This is a genomic window from Rhodoferax lacus, assembly GCF_003415675.1.
GTDB classification, from domain to species: Bacteria; Pseudomonadota; Gammaproteobacteria; order Burkholderiales; family Burkholderiaceae_C; genus Allorhodoferax; species Allorhodoferax lacus.
On record NZ_QFZK01000020.1, the window covers coordinates 1 to 19,823 of the forward strand.

Here is a 19,823-nt window from a genome sequence, read left to right on the forward strand (position 1 = left end):
GGCGCACGGCCTCTTCGATGGCGATTTCGTCAAACGGGTTCATGCTCATCTTGACGTTGGCGATGTCTACCCCGCTGCCGTCCGATTTCACACGGACCTTGACGTTGTAGTCCACCACGCGTTTGACCGCGACGATTGCTTTCATGCACTTCTCCAAAAATGGGGGCGCCAAGGCGCAGGGAAGGGCGCCACACGGGCGCCCTGCTTGTTGCTATTCAAAAATTGATCAGGAACGGGGCTTGATGTTCTCGGGGTCGTACAGGGCGCCGTAGCCCACCGCTTCCACCGTGACCGGATAGATATCCTCAAAGTACTGGACTTGCAGCTCACGTCCCACCTGGCAGTATTCATGTGGCAGGTAAGCCAGGGCAATGTTCTTGCCGATGGTCGGGCCAAAGGCGATGCTGGTGGTGTACGAGCGCCGTCCCTGGGAGTCGATCAGCGTGGCGCCGGCTGCGGGGTCCATCACCGCCAGGTTGCCCAGCGGATAGCGCGCAACACCTTGGCTGTCGATGTTGTGCGTCATGGTGAGAGTACAGAGCGTGGCGGGCTGGTGTTCGCGCTCGCGGAAGGCTAGGTGGGCGGCCTTGCCATGGAAGTCGGCGGCCTTGACCTTGGGGCGGGCCAGGTCGGCCTCATACAGGTTGTACTCGGTCAGCAGGTCCCCGTTTTGCAGGCGCAGGCTCTTCTCCATGCGGCGGCTGTTGGCGTAGGTTTCCACGCCCACGGGCGTTACGCCCAGGGCATACAGCGCGTCCCACAGGGCCAGGCCGTCTTCGTACTTGAAGTGCAGCTCCCAGCCTTGCTCGCCCACATAGGAAATGTGGAAAGCCAGCACGGGCACACCGGCCAGCTTCAGATTGCGCAGGGCCGCAAACGGGAAGGCCTCCGAGGTCCAGGCCTCGGGCTCGTCGGCAATCTTCTGGATGGTGGTGCGTGCGTTGGGGCCCCACACACCCAGGCAGCCGTAGGCGGTGGTGGTGTCGGTGACGGTGACGTTGGAGCCGCGGTCCTGCGCCATGCGGCGCACCCAGGTGAAGTCGCGGTGGCCGGCATCGGCGCCGTCCACAATGCGGTAGTGGTCCTGGCCCAGACGCAGCACCGTCAGGTCAGCGCGCACGCCGCCCTTGGCGTCCAGGAAGTGGGTGTACACGCCCTTGCCCACGGCGGTGTCGCCACCCACCTTGGCCACGCAGATGTATTCCAGCAGGTCGGCCGCATCCGGCCCCACCACATCAAACTCGGCGAAGTGCGAGACGTTGATCATGCCCACGTCTTCGGTCATCTTGAGATGCTCGGCGTTCGAGACGCGCCAGAAATGGCGGTTGTCCCACTCGTTGGCACGCACTGGCACCTTGTCGCCATAGACTTCCAGCAGGTGTTCGTTGCTGGCATAGCCATGCGCACGCTCCCAGCCGGAGAGTTCCATGAAGTAGGCGCCCAGCGCTTTTTCGCGCTCGTAGAACGGGCTCTTGAAAATGCCGCGCCCGGCGCTGTAGGGCTCGCGGTTGTGCACCGGCGGGTTGTAGATCTTGAAGGCGCCTTCGTAGCAACGGTCGTGGATGTACTGCTCTTCCTGTTGGTAGGGGTAGAAGCGGGCCACGTCGATGCGGGCATGGTCCAGATGGGTGGTGCCGTCGGTCATCCAGTCGGCCACCAGCTTGCCCACGCCAGGGCCGTCTTTTACCCACACGGCTTCGGCGTACCACAGGCCGCGCACCTTGCTTGATTCTCCAATCGAGGGGTTGCCGTCGGTGGTCACCTGCAGCAGGCCGTTGAAGGAGTATTTGTCGTCGTAGCCCAACTCGCCCAGGATGGGCGTGAGCTCCATGGCGCGCTCCAGCGGCTCCATGATTTGCTCCAGTTCCAGGTCGCGCTGCGAAGGCGACAGGCGCGCCTGCTCTTTTTCGAGCAGATCGCGCGGGTGGCACATGCGCGGGTTCTTCTCTTCGTAGTAGCCCCATTCGATCTGGCCGCCTTCGGGGGTTTTCGGATCCCCGGTGTCGCGCAGATAGGCCGAGTTGCCCTGGTCGCGCAGGAGCGGGTAGCCGATGTCCTTGCCGGTGCCGGCAAATTCCAGATAGGGTTTGAAGAAGGTAAGCGGGTGGTCCACCGGCATGATGGGCAGGTCTTCACCGGCCATGCCGGCAATCAGGCGGCCCCACAGACCGGCGCAAACCACCACATAGTCGGCGGCAATATAGCCGCGTGTGGTTTCCACGCCCTGGATGCGGCCGTTTTCTATGCGCAGGCCGGTGCAGGCCGTGTTGGCAAAGGATTGCAGCTTGCCCGAGGCCACAGCTGCATCGACCAATTCACCGGCCACCATTTGCGAGCGGGGTTTGACCAGGCCCGCATCCGGGTCCCACAGGGCGCCCTGGATCATGCTTTCTTCGAGCAGCGGGAACTTGGCCTTGGCCTCGGCGGGTGTGATCATCTCCACCCGGTTGCCAAAGGCCTTGCCTGAGGCCACGCGGCGCTTGAGCTCGACCATGCGCTCGTCATCGCCCACGCGGGCGACTTCGATGCCGCCAATGCGCTCGTAGCGGCCCATCTTGTCGTAGAAGTCGATGCTGTACTTGGTGGTGAAGATCGTCATCTGGTCATGCATCGTGTTGAAGCAGAAGTCAGATGCGTGGGCGGTGGAGCCCACATCGGTGGGGATGGCCGATTTGTCGATGCCGACAATGTTGTCCCAGCCGCGTTCGATCAGGTGGTGCACCACCGAGGCGCCAACGATACCGCCTTGGCCGATGATGACGACCCGGGCTCGTTCAGGAAAAGTGGCCATGGTTGCGCTTGCTCCTAGGGGGAAATGGGGGTAACAGAAAGATGGGAAGAATAAAAGAAAGTGTATTCACCCTTTGGGGTGTCGGCACCGTAATTGCGACTGCCGTTTGCGCAATAACGGCCAGAAATTTTTAAGGCTGCATGTGCCGCAGCAGGCTGCGCAACTTGGCCGGGCGCACGGGCTTGTGCAAGAGCGGCAAATCGGCCGCTTTGACCTCCTGCAAAAAGTCCTCATGCGTCTCGCCGCTCATCAGGCAGGCGGCGATCTGTACCCCGGCTTGCCCCCGCAGCGCAGTGATGCAGGCGATGCCGGTCTCGGATGCGCCCAGGTGGTAGTCACTCAGGATGACATCGGGCACCCCATGCTGGTGCAACTGCTGCAGCGCCTGCACCTGGTTGGCCGCCTCCTGCACCTGGCAGCCCCAGGACAGCAGCAACTCCCTCACGGCTTCGCGGGCTTGCGTGTTGTCCTCGATCACCAGCACCTGCAGGCCGCTGATGTCGCCCAGGGCGGGTTGCAGGCTTTCGCCAGTGTGTTGCACCAGTGGCGTGCCCGGCTCGCACCGCGCCAGAACGATGGAGAAGCGGGTGCCACAGCCGACCTGGGAGCGCAGCGTAATCCCGTGGCCCAGCAGGGCCGCGCTGCGCTGGACGATATTCAGGCCCAGCCCCAGGCCAAAGTTGCGGTCGCCGGCGCGGTTGGAGAGCTGGTAGAACTCCTTGAAGATGTCCTCATGGTGCTCGGCCGGTATGCCGATGCCGCTGTCGCGCACCTCTATGCATACGCTGCTGCCATCGTCGCAAGGCCTGCAGGCCACCAGCACGCCGCCCTGCTCGGTGTAGCGAATGGCATTGATGACCAGATTGAACAGCATGCGCTGCAGCAGCAGTGCGTCGCTGGTGGCCCATAGCGTGGTGGGGCGCACACGCAGGCGCAGGCCCTTGGTTTCGGCCGAGCTCTCCAGTGCGCTGCGCACCGAACCCAACAGGTCGTTCAGATCCACCGGCCCCATGCGCACCTGCACATTGCCCGAGTCCAGGCGCGACAGGTCCAGCAGGCCGTCGAGCAAATCCTGCATGGCCTGCACCGAGAGCTCCAGGTTGTCTACCAGCTGGCGCATCTGGGGCTGCATAGGCAATTGCCCCAGGCGTGCCACAAACATGCCCAGGGCATGCGAGGGCTGGCGCAAATCGTGGCTGGCCGCCGCCAGAAACCGCGACTTGGCGAGCGTGGCACTTTCAGCCTGCTCTTTTTTGCGACGCAGCTCCAGCGTGACCGACTCCACTTGCCGCTCCAGATCGTCACGTCCCCAGGCCAGCCGCTTGGCCATGAGGTTGAGCGAGACCTGCAACTCGCGCAGGGGGTCATCCGGCAAGATGTCCTGGCTGGTTGCGAAGTTGCCCTGGCCAATGCGTTGCACCATCTGCGACACGCGCAGCATGGGGTTGACCACCCGGTCACCCAGGCGGTAAGCCAGCAAGCCGCCCAGCAGGATGCCGGACAGGCCCACCCAAAGTGCGGTCAACAGGGCCGAGCGCTTTTTGCCATCCAGCGCCTTGCGCGACACCTCGACGACGGCACTGCCCAGGGCCACGGTCGCCTTGAAGGTTGGAGTCTCCTGCGGCGAGAACATGTCTTCCACGGGCACCACCGAAGGCAGTATGGGCTGGGCGAGCACATCGATTTGCAGTGCGCGTTGCCGCTCGACGTACTGCAGGGCTTCCAGGTCGGCAAAGCGGCGCAGGGCAGAGGTGCCGCTGCTGGCAACGGCCCGGCCTTCGGCATCAAACACCTGGACCGAGATGACGCCGGGCTCTCTCTGCATTTCCTGCACCAGGCTTTGCAGGCTGGCGGTATTGCCTGAGAACAGGCCATAGGCGCTGAACACCGCCGCCTGGTGGACCAGCAGGCCCACGCGTTGCTGGTGCGACGCTTCCAGGTCCTGCACCCGGCCCTGCCAGAAGATGCTGACAATAGTGATCACCACCAGCAGCACCGGCAGTATGGAGGCCTGCGCCATGCGCGCGCGTATGGCGCGACCCATCATGGCCGCTTCTCCAGCTTGTGCAGGCGCTCGGACAGGGCTTCCGCATCCAGCGACAGTCCCAGTGAACGCGCCACATAGGCATTCACACTGACGCTGAAATCCGCTGGGTATTGGCTGGCCGGCAGGTTGCCGGTCTGCAGGTAGTGGCTGGCCACAGACGCCACCTTCAGGCTCGCTTGGGCTGCCGTGGTGTGCACCGAGAGCAAGGCGCCGGCCTTCACGTAGGCCGGTGAAAACGCCAGCACCGGTGTCTTGGCGCGGTAGCTGGTCAACAAGATATTGGAAACACTGGAGGCGTTGTAGACATTGCCATCGGCCACGGCCAGCAGCACATCGGCATCGGCCAGGGCCGAGCGCAGCGGGCCTATCAGGGGCTGGCCTTCGGTGATCAGCCCCTCGGAGAGTTCCAGTCCGCGCCCCTGCAGGGCTGCCGTCAACAGGGCCTGCTGCGTGATCGATTCCGGTCCCCACAGCACACCGACACGCCGAACCGCAGGCAGTGCCAGGCGCAGCAGGTCAAGCTGACGGGTAAAGGGTTGGTCCAGGTACAGCGCCGACACATTTGCCTGGTTTTTCCGGTTGGACTCGGAGAGCACGCGCTCATAGCTGATGCGGGGAATCAGGGCCGCAATCAAGGCGGTCTTGCTGTTTTGTGCGGTGACCTGTCGAAACGCGTCCGTGCCCAGGCTGACGATGAGCCTGTGGTCCAGCGCATGCAGGCTGGCCTCGAGAAATTCGGCGGTGGTGAGCAGTTGTATGTCCTGGCGTGCCATGCCGGTGCGCACCAGTTCCTGAACCAGGCTGTCGGAGGCCTCCTGGATCGCGGGGGTCTTGTCGTTGTAGACCACGGTGACCAGATGCGCCAGGACCGGCTCGCCGGCACAGACCAGGCAGGCCCAGAGCCACAAGCGGATGCACAGGCGGTAAAGACGCATGGAGACGGCTGTCAGTGTTCGATCTTGAGGGTCAACATGGCCCGGCGATTGAAGTAGAACTTGTGGTCTCCGTCCTGGTACGGACTCTCCAGGTTCTGCACCGTCAGGCCCAGCTCGGCCTTTTGGCCAGCCAGGCGGAAGTCCTTGGCCAGACGCAGGTCGGTACGCTGCATCCCGTACAGCCATTGGTTGTCGGAGATGGACATCAGTGCCACATCGTCGGCTTGGCTGTGCAGGAGGGACATGTGCCATCCCGTGTCAAAACTGTGCAGGAGGGCCAGGCTTGCGGCATAGCGCGGTGCGCCATGCGCCGTGCGGAACGCCGACTCCACCCCGGTTGCGGTCTCCATCTGTATCGTCGTCCATGTTTGCGAGAACAGCAGCCGGGTCGCGGCTACGGGCTGCCAGTTGATTTGCCACTCCACGCCACTGATCTCGTCCCTGGTGCCATTCAGATTGAACTGGGGCCGGCTGCCCGGCACGATGGCCGTCTCGGTGTGCGAAATGCCATCACGAATCTGCTCGCGGAACACCCGCACATCGCTGTTGACCAGCGCGTCCAGCGGCGCAAAGTAATAGCCCAGCTCCTGCGAAAGCAGTTTCTCCGGCACCAAGGTGCCGTTGTTGTATGTGTAGTAGCCGGTGAGGTTCTGCCCGCTGGTGTCACGGTACTGCACCTGGCCCCATTTTTCGTAGGCACTGGGGGGACGGAAGGCCGTGGACGCACCGGCCCGCAGGGTGTGGCCTGGGGCGATGCGCCAGTTCAGCATCAGCCGCGGCGACAGTGAGTCGCCGTCGGAATCACTGTGCTCTGCCAGGGCACCTGCGTTGAGCAGCAAGGCCTCCGTGATGCGCCATTCGGCACTGCCAAAGAGGCGGTAAAAGTTGGTGCTCACGCTCCCCAGTGTGTCAAACAGCGGTGGTGATACGACCCTCTCGCGGCGGAACTCTGCTCCCCACACCGTGCGCAGTGTGGGGCTCAGGCGCATGGTGTGCTGGGCCGTTATGGTGTCCACATATTCCTTACCGCTGAAGTCCACAGTGGCGCCGTAGAAGTCCACGGGGCCGGTGTGTGTCAAGTAGGCAAATCGGTCGTTGTTGGTGTGTTCGGTATGCGAGGCGCTGATGCTGAGGTCTTGCGTTTCGCCCAGGCTGCGGCGCCAGTCGGCCTGCACAAACTGCGAGCCCAGGGACCAGCGGCGTGCCGGGTTGCCTGCGATGTTGCCCACCTCGCCGCGCCCGGCATAGATGCCCAGGCCGCCCAAGCGGAGGTCCAGCTCCGCACCATGCTCCAGGGCAAAGTGGGAGGTGAAGTTCACCCGTTCGGTATGGTTCTTGCCAAAAGCACCCTGCAAGCCTTCATCGCTCACGCTGTCGGTGCTCAGGCGGAAGTTGGCGTCCAGGGCATTCCAGCCGATGCTGGCAGCTACATCGGCAATGCCGTTCTCGCCACGCGTCACCGAGGCTGCAGCCCCCAGGGTCTCTCGCACATCGCGCGAGACAATATTGACCACGCCCAGAAAGGCCCGGGCGCCATAGCTGGCGGAGTTCGAGCCGCGCAAGATCTCGATGCGCTCAATGTCGTCCAGCGCCAGCGTCTGCCAGCCAATGCCGGCCGAGCCCTGCAGCAGACCGGAGTAGACCGAGCGGCCGTCCACCAGCACCTGGATGCGGTTGGCCCAGTCGTCATTGCGGCCATGGTAGGTGGCCATGGGCGCGTCGGTTTCAAAGGATGTGGTGGTCTGGAAGCCTGGCACAAATCGCAGCACGTCGACCACGTTGCGGGCACCGGTCATGCGGATGAACTGGCGGTCCAGAATGGTGACCGCGCCCGGTGTGTCTTCCAGGGTCTGGGCCAGCCGTGATACCGATATGACAGTGGGTACATCGGCCAGGTAGTCGCTTTCCGAAACGGCTGCGCCGGCTGTCTGGGTCAGCAGGCAGGCAAGGCAGCACAGTAATTTGGAAACCATCGATCACACTCCCTGACAGCTGCCACAAGGGTCCATGGCAGCGGAATTTGTTGAGGCCTATTACAACATCAGGCTGTGTCTGTGTGTTTGGGTGTCAAACGCTGACGGACCTCAATGCCTGCTGGCGAAGGCCTGCATATGAAACGCCGCATGTTCAGGGGTGTAACGCTGCCCTGCACCCACCGGGCAGGCGCGCCGTGCCAGACAGCCGCCTTGCATGCAGGCCTCACCCTGGCCGGAGTGCAAATGGCCGGCGCAGGCCTGCAGCACAAAGGCTTCGCCGGTGTAGGCCTGCACCGGGCAGGCCTGCAGGCAGGGCTGGCCGCTGCAGCTGGCGCACAGGTTGGTGACGCAGGGTGCTGCCGATGCGGATTGGACTGGCGTGATGCTGCCGTTGTTGGCGCTTGCCACAGAGCCCGGCAGGGCCAGTGCAAAACGGTAGGCATGCCACAGGCCGTGCGCAGGGTGGATGCGCAGCATCATGCGGCTGGCCTGGGTGGCCTCGGCGCGGTCGGCCCAACGCTGGAACGGGTGGTAGGGCGGGCCGTCAAACGGGAACAGGGCCACACCGCCCAACCGTGCTGCCAGGTCTTCGCCGATGGCGCGGCTCCAGCGGTCCAGCGGGTCTGGCAGGCCGTCGCTGTAAAAAGCCGAGGCCTTGAAATATGGCCAGAAGGCCGAGCCCACTACGCCCACCATCCAGACCACGCCGGGCTGGCTTCCATCCGGCAGGGCGGGCAGGGTGTCGCCATCTTGCGGCTGCCAGCATCCGCGCAGACGCAGGCCGTGGGCGGCCAGAGCGGTCTCCAGGACCTGCTGGGTGATTGCCTGGATGGCCATGGTGTGGTGCTTCAGTGGGCTCGGATGCAGGGCTTGCCGCTGGCCGTGGCGGTGACGATGGCTTCGAAAAACATATTGCCGTCGATGTCGTTGTTCACCGTGTTGTCGGTCTGGCTGAAGTCCACGCGCACGCCATCGGCACCTGCATCCAAGGCGTTTTGGGTAGCCTCTGCGGCGGCCAGTTCCCGGGCTTGCGCGATGGCCGCGTCCACTCCGGCAAAGTCCTTGGGGCCGCTCTTGGTGAAGACGCGGAAGGTGCCGCGCACCGGCTGGGTAACGGTGATGTGGATGCGCTGCGACACCTCGCCCAGCACCGCGCCCACGGCATTGGCCACTTCGGCAAAGGGCGGCACCTTGAGCGCCATGCCCAGGCTGTGGGCGACTGCGGGGTAATAGCTCGAGGCCGGTGCGCCCACGGCCACCAGTGGCATGTCGGGGGCGAAGCGCAGGGCGAAGACGGAAGACGTCGCGTGCGTTGCAGGGCTTGTGCCAGGGTTCGCCGCCGTGGCAGTAGAGGCACCTCCGTCGCCGTGTCCCGCCGCTTTGCCGTTGCCCCCCTGCAAGGCCATCTGCGTCAGCAGCGCGGCCATATTGCTGGCGCGGTCCTCATTCATCTGCCCGGCGTCGTTCAGGCCGGCCTCAATGAGCTTCTGGCAAATCGTGGACAGCACCAGGTCCACCACCTGGCGTGAGGGCGCCACGGCGTCGCCCAGCGTCCAGGTGCCCAGGCCGTACATGTAGCGCATCTGGCGCGCCCAGACGCGCGCGCCCAGCGTGGCAGCGTCCTGGCTCCAGTGCGTGGCCATGCCCAGCACGTGCGCCGCATCACTGGGCGTGAAGCCGCTGTAAATGGCCAGGCCCTTGCGCTCCAGTCGCGCCAGGGCGCGCGAGAGCGGCCGGTCTTCGATGTTGCTGCGCTCCAGGTCCACCGGGCCTTTTGCCAGGCGTTCCCAGGCGCGCAGCTCGTCGTCGGGCAGGCGGTTAATCAGCGCTTCGTCGCTTTGCAGGCGCAGCGCAAAGCGGATCTGGCTGCCATGCGGTGATTCGTTTTGCTGGCGCTCCAGCACCGGCAAGACCTCGGGGTGCTCATGCGCCAAGAGGCTGATGGGCACCACGCGGCGCGGCCCAATGGCCAGACCCTTGCCCCCCAAGAAACGCACCTCGCTGTCTCCCCCTAAGCCAATCGAATACACCTTCACCGCTTCCACCATGGGCCGCCAGTCGCCAATCAGCGCGCCGTCCACACTCAGCTCGGGTTTGCCATTGCGCACCACCGCAATGTCGGTGGTGGTGCCGCCCATGTCGGCCACGATGGCGTTGGCCACGCCGCTGAGCGCACAGGCGCCGATTACGCTGGCGGCAGGGCCACTCAGCACGGTGCCCACGGGCCGGTCCAGCGCGCTCTGCGCATTGATCAGCGTGCCGTCGCCCTTGACGATCATCAGGGGCGCCTCAATGGCGCGGGTGTGCAGGGTGCGCGTGACCGAATCGATCAGCGCCTTGACATGGCTAATCATTCGCGCATTGAGCGCAACCGTCATGGCCCGGCGCGGCGCGCCCAGGCTGCTGGCCAGTTCATGCCCACAGGTGACCGGCTTGTCTGTGAGCGCCTTGACCCAGGCGCGCAGCTGCAGCTCGTGCGCCGGGTTGCGCACCGCAAAACTGGCCGAGATGGCAAAGGCGCTCACGCGCGGCGCGTGTTTCAGGATGGCCTCTTTGCTGGCCTCCTCGTCGAGCTGCGTGATGGCGTTGCCCCCGGCATCGTGGCCACCGGGCAGCGACACAATGGCCTCAGCCCCCAGCAACTCCACCATGCCACTGGCCTTGATCTGCGCAGCGTCATACCCGGCCAGCAGCACGCACACTGGCGAGCCCTTGCCCTCGACCACCGAGTTGGTGGTGAGCGTGGTGGAGAGTGATACCAGCGCTACGCGCGTGAGTGCTTCCTGCGGCAACTTGTCCAGCGCCCCGCCAATGCCCACGGCCAGATCAAAGCGCGTGGTCAGGCTCTTGGCCGCGGCGATGACCTGCTTGCGGTCATCGAGCAACACCGCATCGGTGAACGTGCCGCCGGTGTCAATGCCGAGGAAATAGTGGGAGGACATGCGTGTGGCGTCTGGTGGTGAAACGAGATGCACAGCTTAGCGCCTGTGACCACTCTCCAAACAACGCGCACGCGACAATTTCAAACCCATTCGCGATGTGCGCGATAGCTGTAGTGCGAAGGGAAGCCCCGCCCCCAGCCACGCGCAGCACGCGGCTATTGGCTATCCCGGCTTGCAGGCCAACAGGCCCGCAAGCCAAAGACAATTCAAAGACCTAAGACCCGGCCTCGCACAGCCACTTGAACAGGTACTCCGCAAAGCTGCGTCGCACCGTGACCTCGTAGCTCTGCTCGGCCTGCAGGCAATACAGAACCACATTGGCCTTGGCGATATGGCTTTGCGCCAACGATCCGGCCGGGAAGCTGCGCGCATGCAAATCGAGCGGGCAACCGCGCGAGAGCAAATCGGCGGCCGCAGGGCCTTGCACGGACAGCGTCGTGCTGCCCGCCCCCATGGACACCACGGAGAAATGCTTGCCCGCCAGTGCCGCACGCAAAGCCGCCTCTACCGCTTCACCCGTGCCGCCCGGCAGCTTCAACAGCCACTCATCCGGCCCCAGCCAAAACAGCTGGCGGCCTTCACCCACACTGGCGGTATTCGCCACCACCGGCAGAGCCAGCCCGGTCGCTGCCAACACGGCCGAAACAAAACCGGCATCCGTGGCATCGCCACGCAGCGTCAGCATGTCCAGCAAGGCAATCTCACCGAGCAGGCAGCTGCGGCCGTCCACCGTCAGTTCGCGTTTGCCAAGTCCTGCAATACCCACCAGGGGGCTCTCAAGGGTCACATTAGTCATGGTGGTGTTTTCCTTCGGGGTCATAGAACACCGGGCTGGTGATGGTGGCGGCTACATGGCGGCCGTCGACCAGCGCGGCATAGACTTTTTGGCCCATTTTTTGTTGGCCGTCGCGTACCACGGCCATGGCAATAGAGCGGCCCAAAGTGGGGCTGAAGTAGCTGGAGGTCACGTGGCCAATCATGGGCACGGGGTTGGCCACCGTGGGCGCATGGATTTGTGCCAAGGCCGTGAGCTGCGCGCCTTCGGGCAACACGGTTTGCGCGTCGTCGGTCAGCAGGCCCACCAGCTGTTTGCGGTTGGCACTGTTGGTGTGGCTGCGGGTCAGCGAGCGGCGGCCCAAAAAGTCCTTGGTCTTGGAGACCATGCCGCCCATGCCCAGGTCATACGGGGTGATCGAGCCGTCGGTGTCCTGGCCCACGATGATGTAGCCCTTCTCGCCGCGCAGCACGTGCATGGATTCTGTGCCGTAGGGCGTGATGTTGAAGGCTTCACCGGCCGTCATCAGTGCCTTCCACACGTGGGCACCGGCGCTGCTGGGTACGTTCACCTCAAACGACAGTTCGCCCGAGAAGCTGATGCGCATGATGCGCGCCTTGACTCCGGCCACCGTGCCTTCGCGGTAGCTCATGAAGGGGAAGGCGGCAGCGGACAGGTCCACGTCCTGGCACACCTTCTCGACCACGGCGCGGCTCTTGGGGCCCACCACAGCAAAGGTGCTCCACTGGTCGGTGACGGTGGTCATGTAGACCTTCATCTCCGGCCACTCGGTCTGCACCCAGCGCTCCATCCAGGTCAGCACGCGGGCCGCGCCACCGGTGGTGGTGGTCATCAGGAAACGGTCTTCGGCCAGACGCACGGTGACACCGTCGTCAAACACCATGCCGTTTTCGTCCAGCATCAGGCCGTAACGGGCCTTGCCTACTTCGAGCTTGAGCCAGGGGTTGGTGTAGAGCCAGTTCAGCAGCTTGGCCGCGTCCGGTCCCTGGATGTCGATCTTGCCCAGGGTCGACGCATCCATGATGCCCACGCTGCTGCGCACAGCCAGCACTTCGCGGTTGACTGCGGCGTGCATGTCTTCACCGGCCTTGGGGAAGAACCAGGGGCGCTTCCACTGGCCCACGTCTTCAAACGGCGAGCCCGCAGCCACATGGTGGGCATGCGCGCTGGTCTTGCGCTCGGGGTCAAACAACTCGCCGCGCTCCAGACCCGCAAACAGGCCGAAGCTGATGGGCACGTAGTTGGGGCGGAAGGTGGTGGTACCCACTTGCGGAATGGTCTTGCCCATGGCCCGTGCAGCCAGCGCCATGCCGTTGATATTGCCCAGCTTGCCCTGGTCGGTGCCAAAGCCCATGGCGGTGTAGCGCTTGATGTGCTCGATGGACTCAAAGCCCTCGCGGATGGCCAGTTCGATGTCGGCCGCGCCCACATCGTTTTGCCAGTCCACAAAGGCCTTGGCGCGGCGTGACACTTTCTCGCCGGTCTCGGCAATCCAGAACGGAACGATGGCCTCGTTGGAGGGCTCCACTACGGTGTAGCGTGCCTCGGCAGCGGCGAAGCCAGCTTGCGTGGCAGCTGCGCTACCGGCGTGGCTGGCTTCCGCCATGGTGTGGTTCAAGGTGCCAGTGGCATTGCAAGCGCCCACGCTGTATTGGTTGGGCATGGAGGCGCCCGGCTTGAAGCATTCCAGCGCGTCGCTCCACAAGGCTTTGCCGCCGCTGTGCGAATACAAATGAATAGCCGGGTTCCAGCCGCCGGACATGCCCACGGCATCCACGCTCAGGGTTTTGCGTTGGCCATTGGCCTTGTCGCCCACCTGCTGGACCACGGTCACGGAAGTCACCATGGCGCCGCCGTCGGCCTGCACCGGCACATAGCCGCGCAGCACTTCTATGCCAGCGTCGTGCGCCTTTTGCGCCAGGCCGCCCACCACCGAATGGCCGGCGCGCACGTCCACCACCGTGACGGAAGCGCCCGCGGCCTTGAGGGTGAGCGCGTCGCCATAGGCGGTATCGTTGTTGGTGAGCAGCGCAATCTTCTTGCCCACCAGCACGCCGTAGAGCTGCGCATAGTCGGCCAGCGCGCTCGACAACATGATGTTGGGCAGGTCGTTGTTGCCAAACACCATGGGGCGCTCGTGCGCACCGGTGGCCAGCACCACCTGCTTGGCGCGCACACGCCACAGGCGCTCGCGGAAACCTTTTCGGTCTGCCAGCGGCAAATGGTCGGTGAGCGATTCGCGGATGGTCAGAAAGTTGTGGTCGTGGTAACCGAAGACCACGCTGCGCTTGAGGATCTTGACGGTGGGCAGGTTGGCCAGTTCGGCCTCGGCCTTCTTCACCCAGTCCACAGCCGGCATGCCATCAATCGTGCCCTGCAGGCGGTGGGCGGTGCCGCCCAGCGTGCATTGCAGCTCGGCCAGAATCACCCGCGCACCGCTGCGGCCCGCAGCCAATGCGGCTGCCAGGCCAGCCACGCCGCCACCGGCCACCAGCACATCGCAATGCGTGTTCTGGTGGATGTAGCGGGCGGTGTCTTCCACCTCGGGCGCCGCACCCAGGCCACCGGCCTTGCGAATGAAGCGCTCGTAAAACATCCAGGCCTTGGCGGGCCACATGAAGGTCTTGTAATAGAAACCGGCCGGGAACAGGAAGGAGAAATTGCGGTTGATGCTCAAGGCGCGGCTGAGCGCATTGGGCCAGGCGTTGACGGCCTCGCTTTGCAGGCCTTCATAGAGCTCCACCTCGGGCATCTTGGCGTTCGGAATCGTGTTCTTGCCACTCTCCAACTGCACCAGGGCCGAGGGCTCCTCGATGCCGCTGGTGATGATGCCGCGCGGGCGGTGGTATTTCCAGGAGTGCGAGAGCACGCTTTCGCCCGCGGCCAGCAGGGCCGAGGCCAGGGTGTCGCCGGCAAAGCCCGCGTAGCTGCGGCCGTTGAAACTGAACGAGACCTTCTTGGTGCGGTCAATGCGCGCACCCAAAGAGTTAATACGGCTGGCGCTCACGCTTGGCCTCCTGTCGTGTTTGCGGGTGCGTCGGGATTTTCACCAACCTTGTAAAACTTGCTGAACACATAGCTCACGGTGTGGCGCTCGGCATTGAACCAGCGGCGGCATCCGGCCACATGGTTCCACTGCTCGCGGTGCACGCCCTTGGGGTTCTTGCGCATGAACAGGTAGTCGCCCCACTGTTCATCGGTGAGGGCATCGGTGTCCAGCGGGCGGGCGATGTGGGCTTCGCCACCGCAGGAGAATTCGCTTTCGGCACGTGGGCCGCAATAGGGGCAGGTAATTTGTAGCATAGTAATTTTCAGTGCGCGACGGCAGCGGCTCCGTGTTCGTCGATGAGGTGGCCGCTGGTGAAGCGGTTCAAGGCAAAGGCGGCGTTGAGCGGGTGCGGGTTGTCCTGCGCAATCGTGTGCGCCATGACCCAGCCCGAGCCGGGTGTGGCCTTGAAGCCGCCGGTGCCCCAGCCGCAGTTGAAGTACAGGCCCTTGATGTGGGTCTTGCTGATGATGGGGCAGGCGTCCGGTGACACGTCCACAATGCCGCCCCACTGGCGGTTCATGCGGATGCGGCGGAAGATGGGGAACATCTCGCAGATGGCCTGCAGGGTGTGCTCTATGACGGGGAAGCTGCCGCGCTGGCCGTAGCCCACATAGGAGTCGATACCGGCGCCAATTACCAGGTCGCCCTTGTCGCTCTGGCTGACATAGGCGTGGATGGCGTTGCTCATCACCACGGTGTGGATGATGGGTTTTACGGGCTCGGAAACGAGGGCCTGCAGCGGGTGGCTTTCCAGCGGCAAGCGGATGCCCGCCATCTCGGCCAGCACGCTGCTGTGGCCAGCGGCCACCACACCGATCTTCTTGCTCTTGATGGTGCCGCGCGTGGTCTCGATGCCCACAATCTGCTCACCCTCGCGCTGGAAGCCCACCACTTCGCAGTTCTGGATGATGTCCACACCCAGGCGGTCCGCGGCGCGGGCAAAGCCCCAGGCAATTGCGTCGTGGCGGGCCACGCCGCCGCGCGGCTGGAAGCTCGCGCCCATCACGGGATAGCGCAGGCTGGTCTGGTTCATGATGGGCACAATGCCCTGCACCTGTGCGGGGGTGAGCACCAGGCCGTCCACGCCGTTCAGGCGGTTGGCGTTCACACGGCGCTCGATGTCGCGCATGTCCTGCAGGGAGTGGCCCACGTTCATCACGCCGCGCTGGCTGAACATGGTGTTGTAGTTCAGGTCCTGCGACAAACCCTCCCACAGCTCCATGGCTTTTTCATACAGGTGGGTGGCTTCGTCCCACAGGTAGTTGGAGCGCACGATGGTGGTGTTGCGTGCCGTGTTGCCGCCACCCAGCCAGCCGCGTTCGACCACCGCGATGTTGCGCATGCCGTGTTCCTTGGCCAGGTAGTAGGCGGTCGCCAGGCCATGCCCGCCACCACCCACGATGATGGCGTCGTACTCGCGTTTGGGGGTGGGGCTGCGCCACTGCTTTTGCCAGTCCTCGTGGTAGGACATGGCGTTGCGGGCCAGGGAAAAAATAGAAAAGTTGCTCATATGATTTTGCTTAGCATTCGATTACGTTGACAGCGAGGCCGCCGCGCGAAGTCTCTTTGTATTTCGTCATCATGTCCCGCCCGGTATCGCGCATGGTTTTGATGACCTGGTCCAGTGATACAAAATGCGTGCCATCGCCGCGCAGGGCCATGCGCGCGGCGTTCAGGGCCTTGACGGAGCCCATGGCGTTGCGCTCGATGCAGGGGATTTGCACCCGTCCGCCCACCGGGTCGCAGGTCAGGCCCAGGTTATGTTCCATGCCGATTTCGGCGGCGTTCTCCACCTGCCGGGGTGTGCCGCCCATCACAGCAGCCAGACCGGCCGCAGCCATGGAGCAGGCCACGCCCACTTCGCCCTGGCAGCCCACTTCGGCGCCGCTGATGGAGGCGTTTTCCTTGTAGAGCTGGCCGACCGCTCCGGCAGTGAGCAGGAAGTCACGCAGGCCTTTTTCATTGGCACCCGAAATGAAGTTCAGGTAGTAGTGCATCACGGCCGGAATGATGCCGGCTGCACCATTGGTGGGCGCGGTGACCACGCGGCCACCGGCGGCGTTTTCCTCGTTCACCGCCATGGCGTAGACGTTCACAAAATCCAGGATGGTCAACTGGTCGCGCAGGGCCTGCTCGGGGTGGTTGCTGAGTTCGCGGTGCAACTCGGGCGCGCGGCGCTTGACCAGCAGGTTGCCGGGCAGGCGCCCTTCGGTGCGGATGCCGCGCTGCACGCAGGCACGCATGGCCTCCCAGATGCGGTCCAAACCTGCGTCCACCTGGGCGTCGCTGCGCCAGGCGTGCTCGTTGGCGCGCATCACCTGGGCAATCGACAGACCGGTGCCGGCGCAAATGCCCAACAGGTCGTCGCCGCTGCTGAAGGGGTACTTGACCTTGGTCGGGTCAGAGACGATGACCGGGCCGTCCATGGGCGAATCGGCCTCTTCCTGCGACACCACAAAGCCGCCACCCACCGAGAAGTAACGGCGCTCGGTGAGCACCGTGCCATCCGAACCAAAGGCGACAAACTTCACGCCATTGGAGTGGTAGGGCAGGGCCTCACGGCGCAAAAAGGTGAGGTCGTTCTTCTCGCTGAAGGGCAGCGGGTGCGAGCCCGCCAGCAGGATCTTGCCCTCATGGCGCATGTGCTTGAGGCGCGGCTCGATGGTGTCCGGGTCAATCGTGTCGGGCATCAGGCCCTCAAGCCCCAGCATCACCGCCTTGTCGGTGCCGTGGCCCTTGCCGGTGGCACCCAGCGAGCCGTACATGCGCACTTCCACCCGCGCAATTTTGTCCAGCCAGCCCTCTGTGCGCAGGCGCTCGGCAAACATGGCCGCGGCCTTCATGGGCCCCACGGTGTGGGAGGACGAAGGCCCAATGCCAATCTTGAACAGGTCAAAAACGCTGAGTGCCATGGTGGATGTGCTCTGGTTGTAAAGCGCTGGAGAAACTTCAGGCGGGTGCGGGGAAGCGGCGGCACAGCGCGGTGATGCGGCCTGCCACATCCTGCTCCACGCTAGACAGATCGCCCTTGGCTGCCATGCAATCCATCACATCGCACATGGCTGTTGCCACGGTCTCGCACTCGGCCACGCCGAAGCCGCGGGTGGTGATGGCCGGTGTGCCAACGCGGATGCCGCTGGTCACAAAAGGCGACTGCGGATCGTTGGGCACCGAGTTCTTGTTCACGGTGATGTGGGCGCGGCCCAGGGCGGCGTCGGCGTCCTTGCCGGTCAGGCCCTTGGCCACCAGGCTCACCAGCATCAGGTGGTTGTCGGTGCCACCGGAGATGACGTCATAGCCACGCGCCATGAAGATGGCGGCCATGGCGCGGGCGTTGGCAATCACCTGCGCCTGGTAGGTCTTGAACGCGGGCTGCAGCGCTTCCAGAAAGGCGACGGCTTTGGCGGCAATCACGTGCATCAGCGGGCCGCCTTGCGTGCCGGGGAAGACCATGGAGTTGAGCTTCTTCTCGATGTCCGGGTTGGCACGGCACAGAATCATGCCGCCGCGTGGGCCGCGCAGGGTTTTGTGGGTGGTGGTGGTGACCACATCGGCAAAGGGAACCGGGTTGGGGTAGAGGCCTGCGGCCACCAGCCCTGCAAAGTGGGCCATGTCCACCCACAGCAGCGCGCCCACCTTGTCGGCAATGGCGCGGAAACGGGCAAAGTCCAGGTGGCGGCTGTAGGCGGAGTAGCCGGCCACGATCATTTTGGGCTTGACGGCAATCGCCTGCGCTTCCAGCGCGTCGTAATCGATCAGGCCGGTGGCGGTGTCAATGCCGTACTGCTCGGCGTGGTAAATCTTGCCGGAAAAACTGACCTTGGCGCCGTGCGTGAGGTGGCCGCCGTGCGCCAGGCTCATGCCCAGGATGGTTTCGCCGGGTTGCATTAGCGCCATGTACACAGCGGAGTTGGCGCTCGAGCCAGAGTGTGGCTGCACATTGGCCCAGTCGGCCCCGAAGAGCTGCTTGGCGCGGTCAATGGCCAGCTGCTCGGCCACGTCCACAAACTCGCAGCCACCGTAGTAGCGCTTGCCGGGATAGCCCTCGGCGTACTTGTTGGTCAGCACGCTGCCCTGGGCTTCCAGCACCAGGGCGCTGGTGTAGTTCTCCGAGGCAATGAGCTCCAGGTGGTCCTGCTGGCGCTGGGCTTCGGCGTCCATGGCGGCTCCGAGTTCGGGGTCAAATGCGTTCAGAGCGGAGTTCGATGCCATGGATTGCCTTCATGTAGGTGGGTAAGGGGTGCGTGGGTGGATTGTGGAGACTGCCCCCGCGGGTGGTGTCGGCATTACGACACGGGGGAATGTGCAGGCGACATGGCGTGGGGCGATCCGCGCATGGCATGCCAGTGCTGATCAGCGGGAGCGTTGCAGAACGGCCTTGGAGAAGTCCAGAAATTCGTCCAGGTGCTGGGTGATGATGCCCACCGTGATGGGCAACAGCAGTGACTGGTAGTCATGCACAGCGATATTGCGAAAGCCCACCATTTTCTGCATGGCTTCTGCGAGCTCCTTGCCGATCCAGCCAGCCCGCTCCAGCAGTTCAAAGACATCGCGGGCGCTTTGCGGAACCCCCAGTTTGTCGCGCCGGATCAGGTGGTGGCCCATGTCCAGCGCCGCTTCGCAGGCGCGTTGGATGTTCAGGATGGCTGCATCCTGGCGCGAAAAGTTGCTGGCAAAAGCATCGCCGGCGGCCAGATATTCTTCCCGCACGCGGGCGACACAGCGCTCTATGGCGGCGGCCTTGTTGAGGAGCACGTCATCGACCATAGACCCGTCCGTCCCTGGCAATGTCGGCCAGCGTGCCCGCACGGGCCGCATCCAGCGCCAGCTTCTCGCCCATCACAAAACACGCGAACAGGTCGGCCTCCAGGCCTTTGGCCCATAGCCGCTGGCCCTGGGTAAGCACCTGGTACTGCATCACCGTGCTGGCCGCACGCAGATCCAGCAGATCGACCGGGCATCCTGCAAGGTCTGCCAACTTGTGGGACAGCTCCCACAATACCAAAGGGTCGGCGTAGCCTGCCACCAGCACCGCCAGATCCAAGTCGCTGTCGGTACGTGCTGTGCCCGCCATCTGGCTACCAAAGGCATAGACCGCCAGGACGCTTGGAAAGGCGTTGCGAAGCGCTTGGACAACAGGGCCATTGCTTTGCAGCAAGCGCTCTACAAGCCCCGCATGGGCGGCGCGTGCAGTGGTTTGCTTTTGGGTTGAAGCCTGAAGGTCCAGCATGGGCGGATTATGCGCGGCAGGCGCGGTATGGAACAGTGTTAGTCCGAATCACGGCCG

Annotated in this window: 14 protein-coding genes and 1 pseudogene; all 15 read right to left on the reverse strand. The window is 64.1% G+C overall.

Annotated elements, in window-relative coordinates; translation table 11 throughout:
• Window positions 1-145: pseudogene (locus tag DIC66_RS19440) on the reverse strand (electron transfer flavoprotein subunit beta/FixA family protein); the annotation flags it as partial.
• A gap of 81 nt (window positions 146-226) precedes the next feature.
• The gene (locus DIC66_RS19445) at window positions 227-2,791 is read right to left on the reverse strand and encodes an FAD-dependent oxidoreductase (RefSeq protein ID WP_117179844.1); all 2,565 of its coding nucleotides are present in this window, start codon (window positions 2,789-2,791) and stop codon (window positions 227-229) included.
• Window positions 2,792-2,921: 130 nt separating this feature from the next.
• The gene (locus DIC66_RS19450) at window positions 2,922-4,838 is read right to left on the reverse strand and encodes an ATP-binding response regulator (RefSeq protein ID WP_117179845.1); all 1,917 of its coding nucleotides are present in this window, start codon (window positions 4,836-4,838) and stop codon (window positions 2,922-2,924) included.
• Window positions 4,835-5,773 (reverse strand): ABC transporter substrate-binding protein, encoded by a 939-nt coding sequence (locus tag DIC66_RS19455; RefSeq protein WP_158558957.1) that lies wholly within the window; start codon window positions 5,771-5,773, stop codon window positions 4,835-4,837. The genes DIC66_RS19450 and DIC66_RS19455 overlap by 4 nt, the downstream gene beginning before the upstream one ends.
• Window positions 5,774-5,784: 11 nt before the next feature.
• The gene (locus DIC66_RS19460) at window positions 5,785-7,746 is read right to left on the reverse strand and encodes a TonB-dependent receptor plug domain-containing protein (RefSeq protein ID WP_117179847.1); all 1,962 of its coding nucleotides are present in this window, start codon (window positions 7,744-7,746) and stop codon (window positions 5,785-5,787) included.
• A 111-nt stretch (window positions 7,747-7,857) separates the two neighbouring features.
• Window positions 7,858-8,586 carry a hypothetical protein gene (locus DIC66_RS19465; RefSeq protein WP_117179848.1) on the reverse strand — a complete coding sequence of 243 codons (729 nt, stop codon included), beginning with the start codon at window positions 8,584-8,586 and terminating at the stop codon, window positions 7,858-7,860.
• Between the two features lie 11 nt (window positions 8,587-8,597).
• Window positions 8,598-10,691: a hydantoinase/oxoprolinase N-terminal domain-containing protein gene (locus tag DIC66_RS19470; RefSeq protein WP_117179849.1), complete on the reverse strand. Its 2,094-nt coding sequence runs from the start codon at window positions 10,689-10,691 to the stop codon at window positions 8,598-8,600.
• A gap of 214 nt (window positions 10,692-10,905) precedes the next feature.
• Window positions 10,906-11,487 (reverse strand): sarcosine oxidase subunit gamma, encoded by a 582-nt coding sequence (locus tag DIC66_RS19475; protein WP_158558958.1) that lies wholly within the window; start codon window positions 11,485-11,487, stop codon window positions 10,906-10,908.
• Window positions 11,480-14,494, reverse strand: a complete 3,015-nt coding sequence (locus DIC66_RS19480; RefSeq protein WP_117179851.1) for a sarcosine oxidase subunit alpha family protein — start codon at window positions 14,492-14,494, stop codon at window positions 11,480-11,482. The genes DIC66_RS19475 and DIC66_RS19480 overlap by 8 nt, the downstream gene beginning before the upstream one ends.
• The gene (locus DIC66_RS19485) at window positions 14,491-14,790 is read right to left on the reverse strand and encodes a sarcosine oxidase subunit delta (protein ID WP_117179852.1); all 300 of its coding nucleotides are present in this window, start codon (window positions 14,788-14,790) and stop codon (window positions 14,491-14,493) included. The genes DIC66_RS19480 and DIC66_RS19485 overlap by 4 nt, the downstream gene beginning before the upstream one ends.
• A gap of 8 nt (window positions 14,791-14,798) precedes the next feature.
• Window positions 14,799-16,046, reverse strand: coding sequence for a sarcosine oxidase subunit beta family protein (locus tag DIC66_RS19490; RefSeq protein ID WP_117179853.1), 1,248 nt, complete (start codon window positions 16,044-16,046; stop codon window positions 14,799-14,801).
• Window positions 16,047-16,056: 10 nt separating this feature from the next.
• Window positions 16,057-17,448 (reverse strand): L-serine ammonia-lyase, encoded by a 1,392-nt coding sequence (locus DIC66_RS19495; RefSeq protein ID WP_117179854.1) that lies wholly within the window; start codon window positions 17,446-17,448, stop codon window positions 16,057-16,059.
• A gap of 37 nt (window positions 17,449-17,485) precedes the next feature.
• Entirely contained in the window at window positions 17,486-18,748 is a 1,263-nt protein-coding gene (gene glyA, locus DIC66_RS19500; RefSeq protein WP_117179855.1) for a serine hydroxymethyltransferase, read from the reverse strand.
• Between the two features lie 141 nt (window positions 18,749-18,889).
• Window positions 18,890-19,303 carry a type VII toxin-antitoxin system HepT family RNase toxin gene (gene hepT / locus DIC66_RS19505; protein ID WP_117179856.1) on the reverse strand — a complete coding sequence of 138 codons (414 nt, stop codon included), beginning with the start codon at window positions 19,301-19,303 and terminating at the stop codon, window positions 18,890-18,892.
• Window positions 19,293-19,766, reverse strand: a complete 474-nt coding sequence (mntA, locus tag DIC66_RS19510; RefSeq protein WP_117179857.1) for a type VII toxin-antitoxin system MntA family adenylyltransferase antitoxin — start codon at window positions 19,764-19,766, stop codon at window positions 19,293-19,295. The genes hepT and mntA overlap by 11 nt, the downstream gene beginning before the upstream one ends.
• Window positions 19,767-19,823 lie beyond the last annotated feature (57 nt).

Excerpts from the sequence above, each read along its gene's own strand:
- DIC66_RS19445 (WP_117179844.1), bottom strand. The coding sequence starts at position 2,791 with ATGGCCACTTTTCCTGAACGAGCCCGGGTCGTCATCATCGGCCAAGGC.
- DIC66_RS19450 (WP_117179845.1), bottom strand. The coding sequence starts at position 4,838 with ATGATGGGTCGCGCCATACGCGCGCGCATGGCGCAGGCCTCCATACTG.
- DIC66_RS19455 (WP_158558957.1), bottom strand. The coding sequence starts at position 5,773 with ATGCGTCTTTACCGCCTGTGCATCCGCTTGTGGCTCTGGGCCTGCCTG.
- DIC66_RS19460 (WP_117179847.1), bottom strand. The coding sequence starts at position 7,746 with ATGGTTTCCAAATTACTGTGCTGCCTTGCCTGCCTGCTGACCCAGACA.
- DIC66_RS19465 (WP_117179848.1), bottom strand. The coding sequence starts at position 8,586 with ATGGCCATCCAGGCAATCACCCAGCAGGTCCTGGAGACCGCTCTGGCC.
- DIC66_RS19470 (WP_117179849.1), bottom strand. The coding sequence starts at position 10,691 with ATGTCCTCCCACTATTTCCTCGGCATTGACACCGGCGGCACGTTCACC.
- DIC66_RS19475 (WP_158558958.1), bottom strand. The coding sequence starts at position 11,487 with ATGACTAATGTGACCCTTGAGAGCCCCCTGGTGGGTATTGCAGGACTT.
- DIC66_RS19485 (WP_117179852.1), bottom strand. The coding sequence starts at position 14,790 with ATGCTACAAATTACCTGCCCCTATTGCGGCCCACGTGCCGAAAGCGAA.
- DIC66_RS19490 (WP_117179853.1), bottom strand. The coding sequence starts at position 16,046 with ATGAGCAACTTTTCTATTTTTTCCCTGGCCCGCAACGCCATGTCCTAC.
- DIC66_RS19495 (WP_117179854.1), bottom strand. The coding sequence starts at position 17,448 with ATGGCACTCAGCGTTTTTGACCTGTTCAAGATTGGCATTGGGCCTTCG.
- glyA (WP_117179855.1), bottom strand. The coding sequence starts at position 18,748 with ATGGCATCGAACTCCGCTCTGAACGCATTTGACCCCGAACTCGGAGCC.
- hepT (WP_117179856.1), bottom strand. The coding sequence starts at position 19,303 with ATGGTCGATGACGTGCTCCTCAACAAGGCCGCCGCCATAGAGCGCTGT.
- mntA (WP_117179857.1), bottom strand. The coding sequence starts at position 19,766 with ATGCTGGACCTTCAGGCTTCAACCCAAAAGCAAACCACTGCACGCGCC.